General features: G+C 45.9%; 16 protein-coding genes. 9 read left to right on the top strand and 7 right to left on the bottom strand.

Annotated features, from left to right (window positions below; translation table 11 throughout):
- Positions 1–10 precede the first annotated feature (10 nt).
- Both AOC19_RS06290 and AOC19_RS06285 read left to right on the top strand, forming a co-directional pair.
- The gene (locus AOC19_RS06290; RefSeq protein WP_215374945.1) at positions 11–496 is read left to right on the top strand and encodes a methyltransferase family protein; all 486 of its coding nucleotides are present in this window, start codon (positions 11–13) and stop codon (positions 494–496) included.
- 28 nt (positions 497–524) lie between these two features.
- Positions 525–977: an OsmC family protein gene (locus tag AOC19_RS06285; RefSeq protein ID WP_215374942.1), complete on the top strand. Its 453-nt coding sequence runs from the start codon at positions 525–527 to the stop codon at positions 975–977.
- Between the two features lie 78 nt (positions 978–1,055).
- On the opposite strand, the gene lysS is transcribed toward AOC19_RS06285, so the two are convergent.
- The 4 genes from lysS to AOC19_RS06265 all read right to left on the bottom strand — a co-directional run bounded on the left by lysS (position 1,056) and on the right by AOC19_RS06265 (position 6,481).
- Positions 1,056–2,612, bottom strand: a complete 1,557-nt coding sequence (gene lysS, locus AOC19_RS06280) for a lysine--tRNA ligase (protein WP_215374939.1) — start codon at positions 2,610–2,612, stop codon at positions 1,056–1,058.
- A gap of 34 nt (positions 2,613–2,646) precedes the next feature.
- Positions 2,647–3,751 (bottom strand): peptide chain release factor 2 gene (prfB, locus tag AOC19_RS06275; RefSeq protein ID WP_144050716.1). Its coding sequence is split into 2 segments (ribosomal slippage): positions 2,647–3,669 and positions 3,671–3,751, totalling 1,104 coding nucleotides; the frame shifts between segments, so codons are not numbered across the junction.
- A gap of 28 nt (positions 3,752–3,779) precedes the next feature.
- The gene (gene recJ, locus AOC19_RS06270; protein WP_215374936.1) at positions 3,780–5,525 is read right to left on the bottom strand and encodes a single-stranded-DNA-specific exonuclease RecJ; all 1,746 of its coding nucleotides are present in this window, start codon (positions 5,523–5,525) and stop codon (positions 3,780–3,782) included.
- The gene (locus tag AOC19_RS06265) at positions 5,522–6,481 is read right to left on the bottom strand and encodes a hypothetical protein (RefSeq protein WP_251368002.1); all 960 of its coding nucleotides are present in this window, start codon (positions 6,479–6,481) and stop codon (positions 5,522–5,524) included. Before AOC19_RS06265 ends, recJ begins: the two co-directional genes overlap by 4 nt.
- 70 nt (positions 6,482–6,551) lie before the next feature.
- Between AOC19_RS06265 and AOC19_RS06260 the strand changes: the two genes are divergently transcribed.
- From AOC19_RS06260 to AOC19_RS06235, 6 genes are read left to right on the top strand one after another with little or no spacing between them, the layout of a single operon-like run.
- Complete coding sequence (locus AOC19_RS06260) at positions 6,552–7,811, top strand: lipoprotein-releasing ABC transporter permease subunit (RefSeq protein WP_215378181.1); 1,260 nt, start codon at positions 6,552–6,554, stop codon at positions 7,809–7,811.
- Positions 7,804–8,499: a lipoprotein-releasing ABC transporter ATP-binding protein LolD gene (gene lolD / locus AOC19_RS06255; protein ID WP_215374930.1), complete on the top strand. Its 696-nt coding sequence runs from the start codon at positions 7,804–7,806 to the stop codon at positions 8,497–8,499. Before AOC19_RS06260 ends, lolD begins: the two co-directional genes overlap by 8 nt.
- Positions 8,496–9,356 (top strand): TatD family hydrolase, encoded by an 861-nt coding sequence (locus tag AOC19_RS06250; protein ID WP_215374928.1) that lies wholly within the window; start codon positions 8,496–8,498, stop codon positions 9,354–9,356. Before lolD ends, AOC19_RS06250 begins: the two co-directional genes overlap by 4 nt.
- A gap of 4 nt (positions 9,357–9,360) precedes the next feature.
- Positions 9,361–11,850, top strand: coding sequence for a DNA internalization-related competence protein ComEC/Rec2 (locus tag AOC19_RS06245; RefSeq protein WP_251368001.1), 2,490 nt, complete (start codon positions 9,361–9,363; stop codon positions 11,848–11,850).
- A 16-nt stretch (positions 11,851–11,866) separates the two neighbouring features.
- Positions 11,867–12,202, top strand: coding sequence for a hypothetical protein (locus tag AOC19_RS06240; protein ID WP_215374925.1), 336 nt, complete (start codon positions 11,867–11,869; stop codon positions 12,200–12,202).
- A 57-nt stretch (positions 12,203–12,259) separates the two neighbouring features.
- Positions 12,260–12,901: a DUF6803 family protein gene (locus tag AOC19_RS06235; protein WP_215374922.1), complete on the top strand. Its 642-nt coding sequence runs from the start codon at positions 12,260–12,262 to the stop codon at positions 12,899–12,901.
- 61 nt (positions 12,902–12,962) lie between these two features.
- Here the strand turns inward: AOC19_RS06235 and AOC19_RS06230 are convergent, their stop codons facing one another.
- The gene (locus AOC19_RS06230) at positions 12,963–13,175 is read right to left on the bottom strand and encodes a hypothetical protein (protein ID WP_215374920.1); all 213 of its coding nucleotides are present in this window, start codon (positions 13,173–13,175) and stop codon (positions 12,963–12,965) included.
- A gap of 452 nt (positions 13,176–13,627) precedes the next feature.
- On the opposite strand from AOC19_RS06230, the gene AOC19_RS06225 reads away from it, so the two are divergent.
- Positions 13,628–14,818, top strand: coding sequence for a hypothetical protein (locus AOC19_RS06225; protein ID WP_215374917.1), 1,191 nt, complete (start codon positions 13,628–13,630; stop codon positions 14,816–14,818).
- A gap of 17 nt (positions 14,819–14,835) precedes the next feature.
- Here AOC19_RS06225 and AOC19_RS06220 read toward each other — a convergent pair whose 3' ends face one another.
- Both AOC19_RS06220 and AOC19_RS06215 read right to left on the bottom strand, forming a co-directional pair.
- The gene (locus AOC19_RS06220; protein WP_215374914.1) at positions 14,836–15,225 is read right to left on the bottom strand and encodes a tautomerase family protein; all 390 of its coding nucleotides are present in this window, start codon (positions 15,223–15,225) and stop codon (positions 14,836–14,838) included.
- A gap of 48 nt (positions 15,226–15,273) precedes the next feature.
- Positions 15,274–15,690, bottom strand: coding sequence for a MarR family winged helix-turn-helix transcriptional regulator (locus AOC19_RS06215; protein WP_215374912.1), 417 nt, complete (start codon positions 15,688–15,690; stop codon positions 15,274–15,276).
- Positions 15,691–15,871: the final 181 nt, after the last annotated feature.

Genomic DNA, 15,871 nt, shown 5'->3' with positions numbered 1-15,871 from the left:
AGGTCACATCATGAATTCATCAGCCCCTCAAACTATCTTTGCAAGAGGTGCATGGTATGTAGTGATTCAGGGGGCGTTGATTTGCCTCATTCTGTTTGGGCCTCAAGGGGCTCCATTGGTGAGTTCTGAACCATTCACCACCATTCTTCAATCCTGCGGAATCGCCATTAGTTTTCTAGCCTGCCTGATTATGGCGATAGCGGTGATCAATCTGGGAAAAAACTTCACTCCCTTGCCTTGCCCCAAAGATGATGCTGTACTGATTCAGACTGGGTTATATCGTTTTGTGCGGCACCCGATCTATTTTGGGGTTCTGCTAGCGGCACTTGCTTGGCTGTGTCTATTTCCTGGTGTTTATGTGCTTGCATACTCCATTGGCCTATTTTTCCTGTTTGACATCAAAGCTAGGCGGGAAGAGGTTTGGCTTGCAGAGCGTTTTCCGAGTTATCGGGAATATCAGTACAGGGTCAAGAAATTAATTCCCGCTATCTATTAAGATGGTGTTTTAAGTTATTGGAGCTTTTATGAGTGGCCAACCTTCTGTAAGACTAGTTCAGCAATCGGACTATCAATTTGCTATTTATTACAATGAAGAACGTGATCCCATTTATGGGGATGAGCCTCCGCCCTTAGGTAGATCTCAAGGTGCAACTCCATCCCAGTTCTTACTAGCAGGTGTGGCTAATTGTTTGTCTGACTCACTTCTTTTTGCGCTGAGAAAGTTTAAGCAAAATCCAGAGCCAATCGAGACTAAAGCCAGTTGCGAGATCGGTAGAAATTCAGAAAACCGTCTGCGTATTCTGTCAATTGCGGTAGAGATTCGTATTGGTGTACCAGGAAATACACTCGAAAACCTAGAGCGTGTATTGGCTCAGTTTCAGGATTTCTGTACCGTATCTTCTAGTGTTAGCTTGGGCATTCCAGTCAATGTCACGGTAATCGATAGCGAAAACACGAAGCTTTATCCAGCAAGTTGAGTGCTTCCATTCCGTAAAAAAGCCGCAGAAGTTGAATTCTGCGGCTTTTTGATTTCCTGAGGTCGACGATTGAACTAATTACTCTTCTTCGCGACGCAGATGTGGGAACAAAATCACATCACGAATATTGGGCGCATCCGTCAACAACATGACTAAGCGATCAATGCCGATACCACAACCGCCGGTTGGAGGCATGCCATACTCCAGCGCGCGAATGAAGTCATGGTCGAAGTACATTGCTTCTTCATCGCCAGCTTCTTTTTGCTCCACTTGCTTGCGGAAGCGGTTGGCTTGATCTTCGGCATCGTTTAACTCTGAGAAGCCGTTGGCAATCTCACGACCGGTAATAAACAATTCAAAACGCTCAGTAATACCAGGGCGTGTATCAGATTCACGGGCGAGAGGGCTTACTTCGATTGGGTAATCGATGATGTAGGTTGGCTCCCAGAGGTGTGACTCAGCAACCAATTCAAATAATGCCAATTGCAGTGCGCCAATACCCGCGTTCTTCAGAGTAGGGCTATCTGGATTCTCGCCACCTTTTTTCAACTCAGCACGAATGAATGCAGCATCTTCTAATTGAGCAGGCTCATAGCTCTTATTGGACTGACCGCAATATTTCAAGATAGCTTCAGTAATCGTTAAGCGCTGGAATGGCTTACTGAGATTAAGCTCACGGCCTTGATGGGTCAATACTGCAGTACCCTGCGCATCAATCGCCGCTGCACGAATCAAGCCTTCAGTGAAGTCCATCAACCAGCGGTAATCCGTATAGGCTGCATAGAACTCCATCATCGTAAATTCTGGATTGTGACGTGGGCTGACGCCCTCGTTACGGAAGTTGCGATTGATTTCAAAGACGCGCTCAAAGCCGCCGACTACTAGGCGCTTCAAGTACAGCTCTGGCGCAATACGCAAAAACATTTGCATGTCTAGAGCATTGTGGTGAGTGATAAATGGTTTAGCTGTAGCGCCACCCGGAATTGGGTGGAGCATCGGTGTTTCAACTTCCATGAAGTCAGCATCGAGCATATGACGGCGCAAGGAGGCAATCGTATTGCTTCGCGCTCTGAAAGTATTGCGACTTTCTGGATTTACAATTAAATCAACATAGCGCTGACGGTACTTAGTCTCTAAATCTGAGAGGCCATGGAATTTATCTGGAAGAGGGCGTAGGGATTTGCTGAGGAGACGCAGATTACTGCATTCGACTGAAAGCTCACCCTTATTGGTCTTAAATAAATTACCTTCAGCAGAAATAAAGTCGCCCATATCCCAGTGTTTAAAAGCACCATGAGTATCTGCACCACTGATTTCATCATTGATGTAGAACTGAATCTGACCACTACGATCCTGAATGGTGGCAAAGCTCGCTTTACCCATGACACGCTTGAGCACCATACGGCCAGCAACTTTCACATGCACCTTTTTGGCGGCTAACTCTTCTTTAGTGAGGCTGTCGTAATGAGTGTGTAGATCTGCAGCTAAGTGGGTTGGCACAAAGTCGTTTGGAAACGCTACTCCGCCTTGGCGTAGCTTGGCCAATTTTTCGCGGCGTTCAGCAATGATGTGATTTTCATCAACAGCTTCAGTAGCTGCAGCTGGGTTCGTATTGGAGTTCGCTTGATCGTTCATATGGAATATTTATAGCTGGAATGGGGGTGGTAAATCAGACGCCTTGCTTCAGGCTGGCTTCAATAAAGGCATCGAGATCACCATCCAACACCTTTTGTGTATTGGAAATCTCAACGTTCGTACGCAAGTCTTTAATGCGGCTTTGATCGAGCACGTATGAGCGGATCTGATGACCCCAGCCCACATCTGTTTTGCTGGCTTCAAGCTTATCCTGTTCAGCGCGACGCTTTTGCATCTCGTGCTCATAAAGGCGTGACTTCAACATCGTCATCGCTTCAGCTCTATTGCGGTGCTGGCTTCGGTCGTTCTGACACTGCACCACAATTCCGGTGGGGAGGTGAGTTAAACGAACGGCTGAGTCAGTTTTGTTGATGTGCTGACCGCCTGCACCCGAAGCGCGATAGGTGTCAGTACGAATGTCCGCGGGGTTGACATCAATCTCAATCGAGTCATCAATCTCTGGATACACATAAATACTGGCAAAAGAGGTGTGACGACCATTCGATGAATCAAAGGGTGACTTACGTACTAAGCGGTGTACGCCAGTCTCTGAGCGAAGATGGCCATAAGCATATTCACCATCGACTTTGATTGTTGCACTTTTGATACCTGCAACATCACCATCCGATTCTTCAAGAATTTCTGTTTTGTAGCCTTTGCGCTCGCAATACTTGAGGTATTGACGGAAGAGCATGCTAGCCCAGTCGCAAGCTTCTGTCCCACCGGCACCCGCTTGAATATCGATAAAGCAATTGCAGGAATCCATCTCGTTATGGAACATACGGCGGAACTCAAGATCATGAATGATCTTGCTATAGCTCTCAACATCTTGCTCGATCGCGGCGATCGTTTCAAAATCACTTTCTTCTTTAGCCATGTCGAATAATTCGAGGGCGCCAGTGATATTGCTATTTAAATCGGTAAGGGTGGCAACAACACCATCGAGCAATTTCTTTTCTTTGCCGAGGGCTTGTGCTTTCTTTTGATCGTCCCAAATGGTGGGATCTTCAAGAATAGAGTTAACTTCAGTAAGGCGTCGTGACTTTACTTCGAAGTCAAAGATACCCCCGAAGTGCTTGCTCACGAGTGAGCAGATCGGAAAGGGTATTTGAAATAATATTAAGTTGTTCGGCTTCCATCCCCTAATTATAAGGGGGTTATTGCAGCTTATGCCTCGTCGTGGGCCTCAATCATGAGTTGCACGCGTGCCTGCCCCTGGAAGCGGTCTGTTACTAGGCGATATGCCAGCTTGGCCTTGGCTGGCAAAGGCTGGGTTCGATTGAACCAAACCCCTGTAAAGGGTTTGCTAGCCAGTTGACCATCGCCAATAGGACGAAGCTGCAAGCGCAGATGTTTTTCTTTCATGAGGCTTTGCTGCCCAACCTCAAATTCCCCATAAAAAATGGGTTGAGGAAAGCCCTGGCCCCAGATTTCTTCGGCAAGGAGATCGCCCGTTTCGGGTGTGAATTCAGAAAGATCGAGCGAGCCATCATGAATATGGCGACGCTCCAATAGCTCATCGTTCAGCAATTCATTAGCCACCTGCTGAAACAGAGTATCAAACTTTTCAAAATCAGCTTTTCTAATGCTCAGGCCTGCTGCCATGGCATGACCACCAAACTTGAGAATCAGACCTGGCTCGCGTTTGGAAACAATGTCCAAGGCATCGCGTAGATGAAAGCCTGTCAATGATCTGCCGGAGCCACGCAACTCTTCTCCGCTAGCACCATCGGCGGGCGCAAAAACAATCGCAGGACGATTAAAGCGTTCTTTGAGGCGTGAGGCTACGATACCAACCACGCCTTGATGCCATTCTGCATTCCAGAGGCAAATGCTCGAGCGCTCTGCCATAGTGCCTGCTAATTGATCTTCTGCGAGATGGGCGAGGGCGGCTTCTTGCATTCCGCCCTCAATCACGCGTCTCTCGCGATTAATACGGTCAAGTTCATAAGCGAGCTCTATAGCCTCGTCGGGTTTATCGCTTAGTAATAAGCGAATGCCTAAGGTCATATCTGCTAAGCGTCCCGCCGCGTTGAGGCGAGGGCCGATAGCAAATCCCAAATCAAATGTATTGGCCTTACGAGGGTCTCGAACTGCAGCCTGAAATAGTGCCTGCATACCCGCTTGGGATACTCCTGCGCGAATACGCTTCAAGCCATTGGAAACTAAGATGCGATTATTGCGATCCAGTTGAGCAACATCAGCCACGGTGCCTAATGCCACGAGATCTAATAGGTTCTCAATCTTAGGTTGAGTCTCAGCAGTAAATTTTCCGCGCTTTCGAAGCTCGGCGCGTAGAGCCACCAATAAATAGAACATCACACCCACGCCTGCAAGCGCTTTGCTTGGAAAACTGCAGCCAGGCTGATTGGGATTTACGATTGCAGTGGCTTTAGGTAGTCGATCGCCTGGCAAATGATGGTCAGTCACGATGACTTCCATGCCTAACTCGCGAGCTCGATCAACCCCAGCCTCGCTGGCAATGCCGTTATCTACAGTGATGAGATATTTGGGTTTGGGAGTTTGTAGGGCCGATAGATCTACTACCTCTGGAGTGAGTCCATAGCCCATCGTAAAACGGTTAGGTACTAAAAACTGAATAGGGGTATCTGCTCCACCCAGCATCTTTAAACCACGGAGTGCAACAGCACAGGCAGTAGCGCCATCGCAGTCATAGTCGGCCACTACCAGCATCGATTCTTTGCGCCCCAGAATATCTGCTAATAGAGAAGCGGTGGTAATACAGTTCTTTAGCTCCACTGGCGAGAGTAACTGCTTCAGATCTAATGAGAGCTCATCTGGTTTATCAATGCCGCGTGCCGCATACAGTCTGGCCAGTAATGGGTGTAGACCGCTTTGCTGTAGCCAGCTAGCCGTTCTGTCAGAGAAGGGGCGCCTAGAAAATACGCTCATGCTGAAATGATTTCTTGCCAAGTCAAGGGTTCTGGTTTTTTCCAGAATGCCCATGACTTTTTGTTTAAGTCTTTAGCTGTGAGTATCTGGTGGCGAACTTGGCCCTTGGGGAAATCAATGATTTCAATTTCATCCAACTTATTATTTAAGAGGCTCTCTCTCAGCTTGTCCCAAGTGTTCTCAGGGCGATCAATCCATGCAAAGGTATTTTGCAGATTTGAAAAATCAATTTCATTCTGCTGTGGGATTCCAAGGTATTTGGCTAATCCAGCTAAGAGGGGATGATCTCCGTATAACTGGGTTACGTTCTTCAGTAATTGCGGTGTCTGAATATCAGTCAACTTGCCAATACCGCTAATCCAAAGAGAATTCATGCTGGGGTATCCGCGTTGTTCCCGCTCCGCATTGACTGGATCAATGTGCCAGAGCATCTGTATTTCATTTTGGAGTTTGCGCCAGAGCTTAGCAACACCAAGTTCGCTGGTATCGCGCGGCATCCACCAATCAATATTGCGACCATGCGCCTGATCAATGGAGTGTGTTGCGAGACTAGCAAATGGCCCTGCTGGAATAAACCAATCACGCTGCCCTTGAAATAAGATTTTGCTTCCAAAATCTTCTTCGATAAAGGGTAGGACAACATTGAGTAATCGGGCAGATTCATCTTTAGTCAGATCAATCTCACTTTGAGCCATTAAGATCAAATGATCCCGGGTAGCGTGCAGGTGAACTGGCTGAAGGCAGACAATCGTTTCATTTGGATTGACTGCTAAATCACTTTGTCCTAATAGCAAGACTGGGGCAATAGGTAGCCGGTCTCCTAATAAGAAGCGTTCTTGTGGCAAACCGCTAGGCGGCACATTTTGCTCTAATCCGGCGTCAATGGCATCTTCCCCTGACACCATAAGGGTGAAACGGCGCAAAGCGCTGGATTGGGGTCTTAAATTAGCAGTCATTCCCCTGATTTTAGGTGGCATTTACAGAATCCATCAGTTTGCTCGTTGAATTCACTAAACTGTATCTATGTTGAGACTTCCTATTGAGCTAGAAATTGGCCTGCGCTACACCCGATCTAAGCGTCGCAAGACCGTGGGTAAGCGTGATGGCTTCCTTTCCTTTATTTCCGGAATCTCAACCGCTGGCATCGCCTTGGGTGTTGCCGCCCTGATTGTGGTGCTTTCTGTCATGAATGGCTTCCAGAAGGAAGTTCGTGACCGCATGCTGTCGGTTCTCTCCCATGTTGAAATTACTGCCCCAGATGGCTTGGCTAATTGGGAGCCGATTGCGCTGAAGGTGGCTGCGCAGCCTCACGTCGTGGGCGTTGCCCCTATGGTCAGCTCGCAAGGCTTATTGAGTCGCGATAGTGTGATGCGTGGTGTCGCGATTCGTGGAGTGCTACCTAGTGAAGAAGGTAAGGTTTCTGATCTGCCAAAGCAGTTTGTTGCCGGCAGTATTGAGGATCTCAAGCCAGGTACTTTTGGTGTTGCCCTAGGAGCACAACTCGCGAATATTGTTGGTGCCCGCGTCGGTGATCGCGTGAATTTAATCGTGCCAGAGAGTGACCTGACTCCTGCAGGTGCTATGCCCAGAATGCGAACACTACAAGTTCTTGGAATTGTCGATAGCGGTCATTATGAATACGATAGTTCTTTAGCCATCATGCATTGGAAAGATGCTGCCGCTTTATTGCGCTTGCAAGACCCATCTGGTTTGCGGGTTAAGGTAGACGATATGCAGCGTGCCCCAGAAATTGCTGCTGAATTAGCCCAAGTTGTTCCCCAAGCTTTATGGGTCAGCGATTGGTCACGATCTAACCGAAATTGGTTCGCTGCTGTGCAAACCGAAAGAAAGATGATGTTCATCATCCTCACATTGATTATTGCTGTGGCTGCCTTCAATCTGGTATCGACTTTAGTCATGACTGTGAACGAGAAGCAGGCAGATATTGCTATCTTAAGAACGATGGGTGCGAGTCCAGGACTTATTCAGCGGATCTTCTTGGTTCAAGGCTTAGCAATAGGTTTATTAGGTTCTCTCGCGGGCGTTGGCTTGGGGCTTCTGATTGCTTTAAATATTGATGTGATTGTTCCTGCGATTGAGGCGATCTTCCGGGTTCGCTTCTTGCCACGTGATGTCTACTTTATTAGTGAGCTACCTTCAGACGTGCGTTTGTCTGATGTCGTTACAGTGGGCTTAATGGCTTTTGGCCTTTCTGTATTAGCTACCCTTTACCCAAGTAGACGAGCGGCTCAAGTTCAGCCTGCTGAGGCATTACGTTATGAATAATCCCAACCCAATCATTCTCAGCGCCTCTGGTCTGGCAAAGACCTACGGCAAAGGACCAACAGCAGTTGATGTCCTGAAGGAAATTGATTTACAAGTGAGCGCTTCTGAGAAGGTGGCTATCGTTGGATCCTCTGGTTCAGGTAAAAGTACCTTACTGCATCTCTTGGGTGGTTTGGATACACCAAGCTCAGGGACAGTCATGCTGGCTGGCGAGAATCTTCATCAGTTGTCTATCAAAAAGCTAGATCAACTGCGCAATCACAGTTTGGGATTCATTTACCAATTCCATCATCTCTTGGATGAATTCAGTGCTGTTGAGAATGTAGCGCTACCTCTGCGTATTCGTGGGCTGAGCAATCAAGAGTCCATGGAGCGTGCCAACACAATGTTGCACGCAGTTGGACTATCAAAGCGAGTGCAGCACACCCCGGGTGAGCTATCTGGCGGGGAGCGTCAACGTGTTGCAGTTGCCCGCGCCTTAGTAGGTAATCCTGCTTGCGTCTTAGCAGATGAGCCAACAGGCAATCTTGATACTGAAACTGCAGATGGCGTATTTGACTTAATGTTAGATATTGCACGTGAGCAGGGCACTGCTTTTGTGATCGTCACTCATGATCCGATTCGCGCTAAACGTTGCGACCGAATTTTGCATTTAGAGCGCGGAGTATTAAAGACCTTCTCTAAATGAGTGAAGTTGCTCAAGAACTCGCATGGGTTGATACCCATTGCCATATAGATGCTCCGGAGTTTAAAGATATTCTTCCGGAAATTATTTCAGGTGCAGCGAATACAGGTCTTAAAGCTATTTTGCTGCCGACAGTTCAAGCCTCTGATTGGGGGCTGGCTAAAAATTTAGCAAACCAGTACGGTAATCAAATACCAGGATTGGTTTACACCCTAGGTATTCATCCTCTGTATATCAATCAAGCCCAAGAGGGTGATATCGATATTCTTCAAAAGCAAATTGAACAATCATTATATGATCCTCGCTTCGTGGGTGTTGGCGAGATCGGTCTAGATTATTTTGTGGAAGGCCTCGATCCTCAGCGCCAAGAGCATTTCTTTCATGCGCAGCTCGATTTAGCTCAACAGTTTCAGTTACCAGTCATTTTGCATGTGCGTCGTTCGCAAGATGCCATTCTTAAAGCGCTGCGCAAAAGAAAAGTTCCTGGTGGTATTGCGCATGCTTTTAATGGCAGCCATCAGCAAGCTGAGCAATTCATCGAGCTGGGTTTTAAGTTAGGATTTGGCGGTGCTGCAACTTATACACGAGCATTACAGATTCGCCGCCTCTTAAAAGAGCTGCCGCTAGAGAGCATCGTTACTGAAACTGATGCGCCCGATATTCCACCCGCCTGGCTAAGGGAGGAAGGTGGGCAATTTAATGAACCCGCTTTACTTCCCAGAATTGCTCAGCATTTAGCAGACATTCGTGGCGTCAGTGAGGAAGTCTTTTCAAAAGCAGTTTGGCAAAATGCCATGCAAGTATTACCCCGTTGGTCATCTCTAATGGCTAACAACCTAAACCCAAAATCCGCTTCTTAAGAGCTTGCGAATCAATATTGCGGCGTTCATCGCCGGGGGATCGCTCCTTCTATTTTTGCCAGCCGTGCCTGAGTATTGGCCTTGGATATGCATTACAACTATCTTCATTCTTCTATCTAGCGTTTACATCAATGGCTCATTAATTCAATGCAGTTATCTAAGTAGCGTATTACTAAGTGCATGCTGTTTTATTTTGGGTTTTGCTTGGAATGCGCATTACGCACAAAGTCGACTAGCGAATATCCTTTCAATCGAGTATGAGGGCAAAGATTTGGTTCTCGAGGGCAGGGTCAATGCTTTGCCGCAGAGCTCTCCTGGGGGTGCCAAATTTTCTTTTCAGGTAGATCGGGCATTTTTGGGTAAGGAGTTCATTGAGTCCTTCCCGCCGCAGGTGTATTTGAGTTGGCAACCAGCATGGCGCAACCCACAAGATATTCCCCAAGTGATTCCAGGACAGCGATGGGAATTCAAGGTCAAAGTCAAAAGGCCTTATGGATCCCTCAATCCCCATACTTTCGATTTTGAGCGTTGGTCCTTTCATCAAGATTTTGGCGCCAGCGGATCAGTGAGATCGGGAAAGCTATTGCTCGAGAAAGATATCGGCTTGACTGAGTTTGCTCTAGCCATGGAGTACCAGCGTTGGAAATTAAGACAAAAGATTCAGCGCTTGCTTTCGAAGGACGCGCGCTATGGCGGTGTCATTGCAGCGTTGGTGATGGGGGATCAAAATGCGATCGATCAAGAAGATTGGCGCGTATTTAATGCTACCGGTATTGGGCATCTCATTTCCATATCAGGCCTCCATGTGACGATGTTGGCTGGATTTGGGGCCATGCTTGCCAGGTTTTTATGGCGTCGCAATACTCTGCCGCTTTGGATTCCCGTTAACAAGTTTGCAGCGGCAGTTGGGTTTTTGACGGCATTTGTATATGCCTGGTTGGCGGGATTTCAGATTCCGGCACAGCGAACTATGTATATGGTGGGAGTAGTGGCATTTGCGCTATGGTCTGGCAGAAACCCGCGATCATTTGATATCTGGTGGTGGGCTCTATTTGTTGTTCTGCTGATTGATCCAATGGCACCTTACACGCCAGGATTCTGGCTCTCGTATGGGGCAGTGGCGGCTATTTTGTATGCGATGCAGAGTTCGGATGGCTTATTAGGTTTGCCTACTGGCAGAGAGCTGGAGCTTGCTTGGCGTTACAGACTTACTCAAGCTCTAAGAGAGGCTTGTCGAGTGCAGGCAGTTGTCACGATCGCGCTCCTACCATTGACCTTATATTGGTTTTATCAAGTCTCAATCGTTTCCCCGCTGGCAAATGCTGTTGCCATTCCTGTGGTGAGTTACATCGTGACGCCTCTGGCCATTGCCGGCGCTTTATTGCCTGACTTCATTGGTAAATGGCTACTGATACCAGCACATACGACGATGGATTGCTTGGCGATCATGCTTACTTGGATGGCGAGTTGGCGATGGGCAATTGCTTGGTCCAGTCAGCCAGCTTGGTGGGCAATAGCCTTATCAACCATTGGCATCGTTATTACGATTCGTCCCGGGTGCATAAGAGAGAATTGGGTATCTAGAGCTGGTGGCCTGGCGTTGTGTACAACTCTATTTGTTCAGCCCATGATAAATTTCAATTTAGCAAAAGGCGAGTTTCGGGCATCTGTACTGGATATCGGCCAAGGTACTGCAGTCCTCATCGAAACTAAAACTAAACGCTTGCTATACGACACCGGCCCCATTCAGGGAAAAGACAATGCTGGTCAAAGAATTATCCTGCCGTATTTAAGAGGGAGGGGGATTGATCATATTGATCGGATGGTCATTAGCCATAGTGATAGCGATCACATTGGAGGAGCTGCAACCCTATTAAAAGATATTCACTTTGATTCGATGATGGGTTCGTTACCGAGCACCAATCCCTTGCTCGCCAATTTGGAGGATAGAAAAATTCCCGCCATACCCTGTCGCTTTGGTCAACGATGGTCATGGGATGGAGTGGAGTTTCACATATGGCATCCGCATGAGCATACGGTTTTTGAGGACCAGCACCCCCGAAAGCCCAATGAAGTGAGTTGCGTCTTGGAAGTGCGCAACTCAAGAACTTCATTTTGGTTGACGGGTGATGTAGAAAAGCAGGGTGAGGCAAAAATTACTGAGCGCTTAACTCAAGCAGCCCTCAATGATTTAAAGGATAGGACTTTGATATTCATGGCGCCACACCACGGCAGTAAAACATCCTCATCTCAAGAGCTCTTATCAGCACTGGGTCCTGATCAAGCATTTGCGCAAAATGGGTATCGCAATCGTTATGGGCATCCACACCCAACTGTTACGGCTCGATATCAAGGCATGGACATTCCTTTTTATCAGACGCCGAGCACGGGTGCACAAGTTTGGGAATTTTTATCAAAATCAAGACTGAAGCAGGACGAGGTAGTATTTTGGCGGCAGCATAGTAAGCGCTTGTGGCACAGGCAACCCCAATAGAGCGTAAACTCAATATATGAAGAAATTCATCACTTTTTTACTTATTAGCTTCTTTGCCAGCCAAATCAATGCTGCGATGATGCCTGTCGACTTAAATACATCAAGTGCCGAAGTAATGACCTCATTGCATGACCATTGCCAAGGAGTGGCATCAGTTAGTCATGTTGAGGAAGGCAAGTCGAGTAGCAATACTAGTGCTACGCATTATTGCTGTGCTGTCGTTGCGATTCTGACTATTTCGCCTGAGTTAGTTTCAACCAAGCAGGTCGACGTATACCTACATGGCGATATTTCAACACCTGCATCTAATATTGCCGAGTCCATTTACAAGCCTCCCAGAAATTACCTGTAATCACTTTTGATTGCGGCATTTAAATGCCTTTGATAATTTCCGTTTTGGAGAATAGTAATGAACATGACTCACTACATGGAGTTATTGGCTGTCAATCAGCCTTGGAATCTCTTAATCTTTATGGCTATCCCGATCGTGCTTGCTGAAACTTTGGCAATTACTGAGCTGTATATCTTATTCACTAGAAAATTTGATGGCTTTGTTTATCATCTCAATCGATTTGCAGGTACGACAGTTGGCCTGTATTTCATTGGCATCATTGCCTATTTAATGACTACTGCCGTGCTACCGATTACCAGGAGTAATGAATGGCGCACCGCTATAGATGTAATTGCAGTTGCTAGTTATCTCATCGGGGGCTTGCCTCTCATTTGGATAGCCCTGCAGGAGTTTGGTTTTGTGAATAAAACCTTAGATCAAATGGGTAAGCTGAAAATTCATGCGATCTGCGTCGCTTTATTTCTAGTGTTTGGACATATCGCTATGATTGCTGGGATGCTTGATCCTTCTCTCCTGGGTTACAAGGGGGCAAGCTCGCATCAAATGGGCGGTGCCAGCAGTAATGATGACCATGAGTTCTGTCATCCAGAAATGCATGAAGAGATGAAGGGGGCACATCAGAAAATGATGAATGGTGGAAGCATGCCAAATGCTAATTCCAATAAAAAGCCCATGAGCTCACAAGGTCACACACATTAGACTCAATTAAGGAAATGCAAAAAACCGCCCTCGGGCGGTTTTTCATTGGATGACTCAGAACTTACTCTTCCCAAGGAAATCGCTCACGACTTAAGTCTTCCATAATTTCACGCTTACTCTTGGCAGCCTTTGTTGAGCGATTGATTCCATGCTTTTCCGCATCAGCCTGATGTTCATCACTACCGGCAATCGCATTAGTAGCGCCCTCAGTCAAAGAAGCGGCCTTAGCAGTCCCGGCTTCTTCTAAGTGCTCTAGATTGGATTGATCTGTCATAACTAAGTTCCGTAACTTGATTTCTGCTTATTAGAGCATTGAGTCATATTCAATGAAAGCAGGTGTTTAAGGGTGCCAAACTAATGACTTTTGAAGCTTTTGAGTTTTTATGGAGGCCCAGAAAAGCAAAAAGCCCTTAAGAATTAAGGGCTTAGTACTGAATTACTGGTTGCGGGGGCAGGATTTGAACCTACGACCTTCGGGTTATGAGAGCCAGTGTCCCGAAGCACCAGACTTTTTAACCTATATTTCATATAGGCTCTAGGCTTATTCCCTAAAAAGCACTAAACTGAGCACCAAAGTCATTAAGAGGTTAAAACACCGTGGGACGAGCCAAAATCGTAGAGGGAACCAAACAAAGTATCCCTAAATTTCCTGAAAAACTGGTCATTTTTAAGGTCGAATGTTCCCGTTTTTGGTGGGCTCGGGTTTATGTGAATGGTCAGATGAGGATGAGATCGACCAAAACCGAGGTCAAAAAGGAAGCTATAGAGGTAGCTAAAGAGTTCTTCTATGAACTTTTACAAAATAAAGGGGGTAAGTCTGGGTCAAAGGTAAAAACTCGCTCTTTCTCTGGTTTAGCCGTTTCTCTACTGGATATTGAAAAGACCACAGCTAAGAAAAGCCTGTATTTGAACGATAAGGGAAAAATCAACAATTTCCTGATCCCTCATTTTGGTGAAAAGCTCATTTCCGAGATTGACCACAAGGATCTAGTAGGGATGATGGAAAAGCTTAACGAAAAGGAGCTTTCTCCAGCCACCAAGAAACACTATCTTTCTCTGACCCACAAAATCTTCAAACACGCTGTTCAAGAGGGTGTGATTAAAGCGATTCCATTATTTCCAAAAATCTCTGAACGATTAAAGACTAAAGAAAAGCGTGATTTCCTTACGATGGGTGAATACACCAAGCTAAACAATACAGCTCGTGATTTAGCTAAAGAAGGGGTGGTGGTTCGAGGTGTCCCGATTACTGAAGAGATGAGGCTTTTGAATAAGTTCATGGTCAATTCATTCTTAAGACCATCGGACATCAAAGTTCTAAAACACAAACATGTGACCCGTAAGATCGATAAAGATATTGATGGAGAGCCAGTCGAGTGGTTGGTTCTCACTCACCCAGCTACCAAGACCACAGCTCGTGAAGTTCAAACAATGCCGGAGTGTGTTGAGATTTATGAAGAGCTGGTGAAGTTTAGAAAAGCTGAACACGCTAGAAAAACCAAAGAAGCAAAAGTAATTCAGGATGATAAGAAGCGTCAGAAGGCTCTAGAGGAGCTTGAAGGATCACCGTACATTAAGCCTGATGATTATGTTTTCTTCCCGAGCTACTTAAACAGAACCACCATGATGAGTACTTGGGGTCGTCTATTCCGTGAGGTGGTGGCTCAATCAAAGCTACAGGAAAAGACTGGTAAGAATATTCAGCTCTACAGTCTTCGTCACACCTCAATCATGTTTAGATTGATCTATTCTCAGGTAGACACATTAGTTCTAGCTAAAAATGCTCGAACTTCACAAGCTGTTATTGAACAGTTCTATGGGGCTCATTTAACAACGGCTCAGGCTCGAAAACAACTACATTCATTTATTGATAAGAAACCTCAGAAGGCTCGGGACATAAAAAAAGAGCCACTTTAGAGTGGCTCTTTAAGCTATTAATGGTGGTAACGGTATTCTTGGGTTTTACCTCCAAACCCGTATGAAGTGGCTCTTACATCTTGAACATAGATGTAGCTTTCTTCATGAAGATTTCCGAGAATTCGATTAAATCCTTCAAAAGCCTCCTTAATGTATTGAGCCTTTTCGTCTTTAGTATTTGTTTCGTCTGTGACCTTGATGTCGAAATAAAAGCTATTTTTTCCGACCACGCTTAGTAGCTCACCTCCAACAAACCAAGAGTCGTGATCTACATAATCAATAGCTATAGCTGTCACCTCTCTCTTCTTTTTGAGAATACGGCTCGTTAAGTCCATCAATAACTCCCCAATTTGCTTAGTTAGCTCTTGAGACTTTTTACCACTTACTTTCACGGTCAAAATCGGCATTTTCACTTCTCCATTTAGTTAGCTATACAACTACTTTGTCAAAAAAAACTACTTAATAGATGAGCCGATGTTTCTCAGGCTCAAAACGGTGGTCTCGAAACTGTCTGTACCAATTACCTTCTTAATTCTTTTGGTTACATCACCACTGGCTTGATTGATTTGAGCTTTAAGAGACTTGGCTTTTGGGGTAGGGTGGAGCTCATAGCTTCGAGCGTCTTTACCTGTGTGAACCTTTTTAACGAAGCCAAGCTCAAAAAGACCATCAAGAGTTCGGGAACAAGTAGCTTTAGAGATATTGAGCTCCAGCGCTAAATCGGAACCAGTAATCTGTTCCTTATCAAGGATGACACGAATCATAAAAGCCTGAGAGGGTGTTAAGCCAAATGGCTTAAAGGCTACTGTCCACTCCCGTTCTAATTGACGGGCTAGTGAGGTCGTATTGAAGTAGAGACAGTGTTCAAACATGTTCTCACTATAACAGATTTAGTTAGCTATACAACTATTTTGAATAAAAGCCCATTAAAAGGAGATAAATCTCTGTATAAGTGTTGTGGTTAAGCCAAATAGAGGTTTTTTGGGTACAAAAAGAGTCATGAACTCTGATAGATCAAAAATACATTAAAAGTTTTTAACTAATTTACTTTGA

The organism is Polynucleobacter asymbioticus (genome assembly GCF_018687575.1).
Taxonomy (GTDB): Bacteria; Pseudomonadota; Gammaproteobacteria; order Burkholderiales; family Burkholderiaceae; genus Polynucleobacter; species Polynucleobacter asymbioticus_C.
The sequence above is the reverse complement of the archived record's forward strand: the minus strand, read 5'-3'. Positions and strand labels throughout refer to the sequence as shown.

Excerpts from the sequence above, each read along its gene's own strand:
- AOC19_RS06290 (WP_215374945.1), top strand. The coding sequence starts at position 11 with ATGAATTCATCAGCCCCTCAAACTATCTTTGCAAGAGGTGCATGGTAT.
- AOC19_RS06230 (WP_215374920.1), bottom strand. The coding sequence starts at position 13,175 with ATGACAGATCAATCCAATCTAGAGCACTTAGAAGAAGCCGGGACTGCT.
- AOC19_RS06215 (WP_215374912.1), bottom strand. The coding sequence starts at position 15,690 with ATGTTTGAACACTGTCTCTACTTCAATACGACCTCACTAGCCCGTCAA.
- AOC19_RS06235 (WP_215374922.1), top strand. The coding sequence starts at position 12,260 with ATGAACATGACTCACTACATGGAGTTATTGGCTGTCAATCAGCCTTGG.
- AOC19_RS06240 (WP_215374925.1), top strand. The coding sequence starts at position 11,867 with ATGAAGAAATTCATCACTTTTTTACTTATTAGCTTCTTTGCCAGCCAA.
- AOC19_RS06265 (WP_251368002.1), bottom strand. The coding sequence starts at position 6,481 with ATGACTGCTAATTTAAGACCCCAATCCAGCGCTTTGCGCCGTTTCACC.
- AOC19_RS06250 (WP_215374928.1), top strand. The coding sequence starts at position 8,496 with ATGAGTGAAGTTGCTCAAGAACTCGCATGGGTTGATACCCATTGCCAT.
- recJ (WP_215374936.1), bottom strand. The coding sequence starts at position 5,525 with ATGAGCGTATTTTCTAGGCGCCCCTTCTCTGACAGAACGGCTAGCTGG.
- AOC19_RS06225 (WP_215374917.1), top strand. The coding sequence starts at position 13,628 with ATGAGATCGACCAAAACCGAGGTCAAAAAGGAAGCTATAGAGGTAGCT.
- lysS (WP_215374939.1), bottom strand. The coding sequence starts at position 2,612 with ATGAACGATCAAGCGAACTCCAATACGAACCCAGCTGCAGCTACTGAA.
- lolD (WP_215374930.1), top strand. The coding sequence starts at position 7,804 with ATGAATAATCCCAACCCAATCATTCTCAGCGCCTCTGGTCTGGCAAAG.
- AOC19_RS06285 (WP_215374942.1), top strand. The coding sequence starts at position 525 with ATGAGTGGCCAACCTTCTGTAAGACTAGTTCAGCAATCGGACTATCAA.
- AOC19_RS06220 (WP_215374914.1), bottom strand. The coding sequence starts at position 15,225 with ATGCCGATTTTGACCGTGAAAGTAAGTGGTAAAAAGTCTCAAGAGCTA.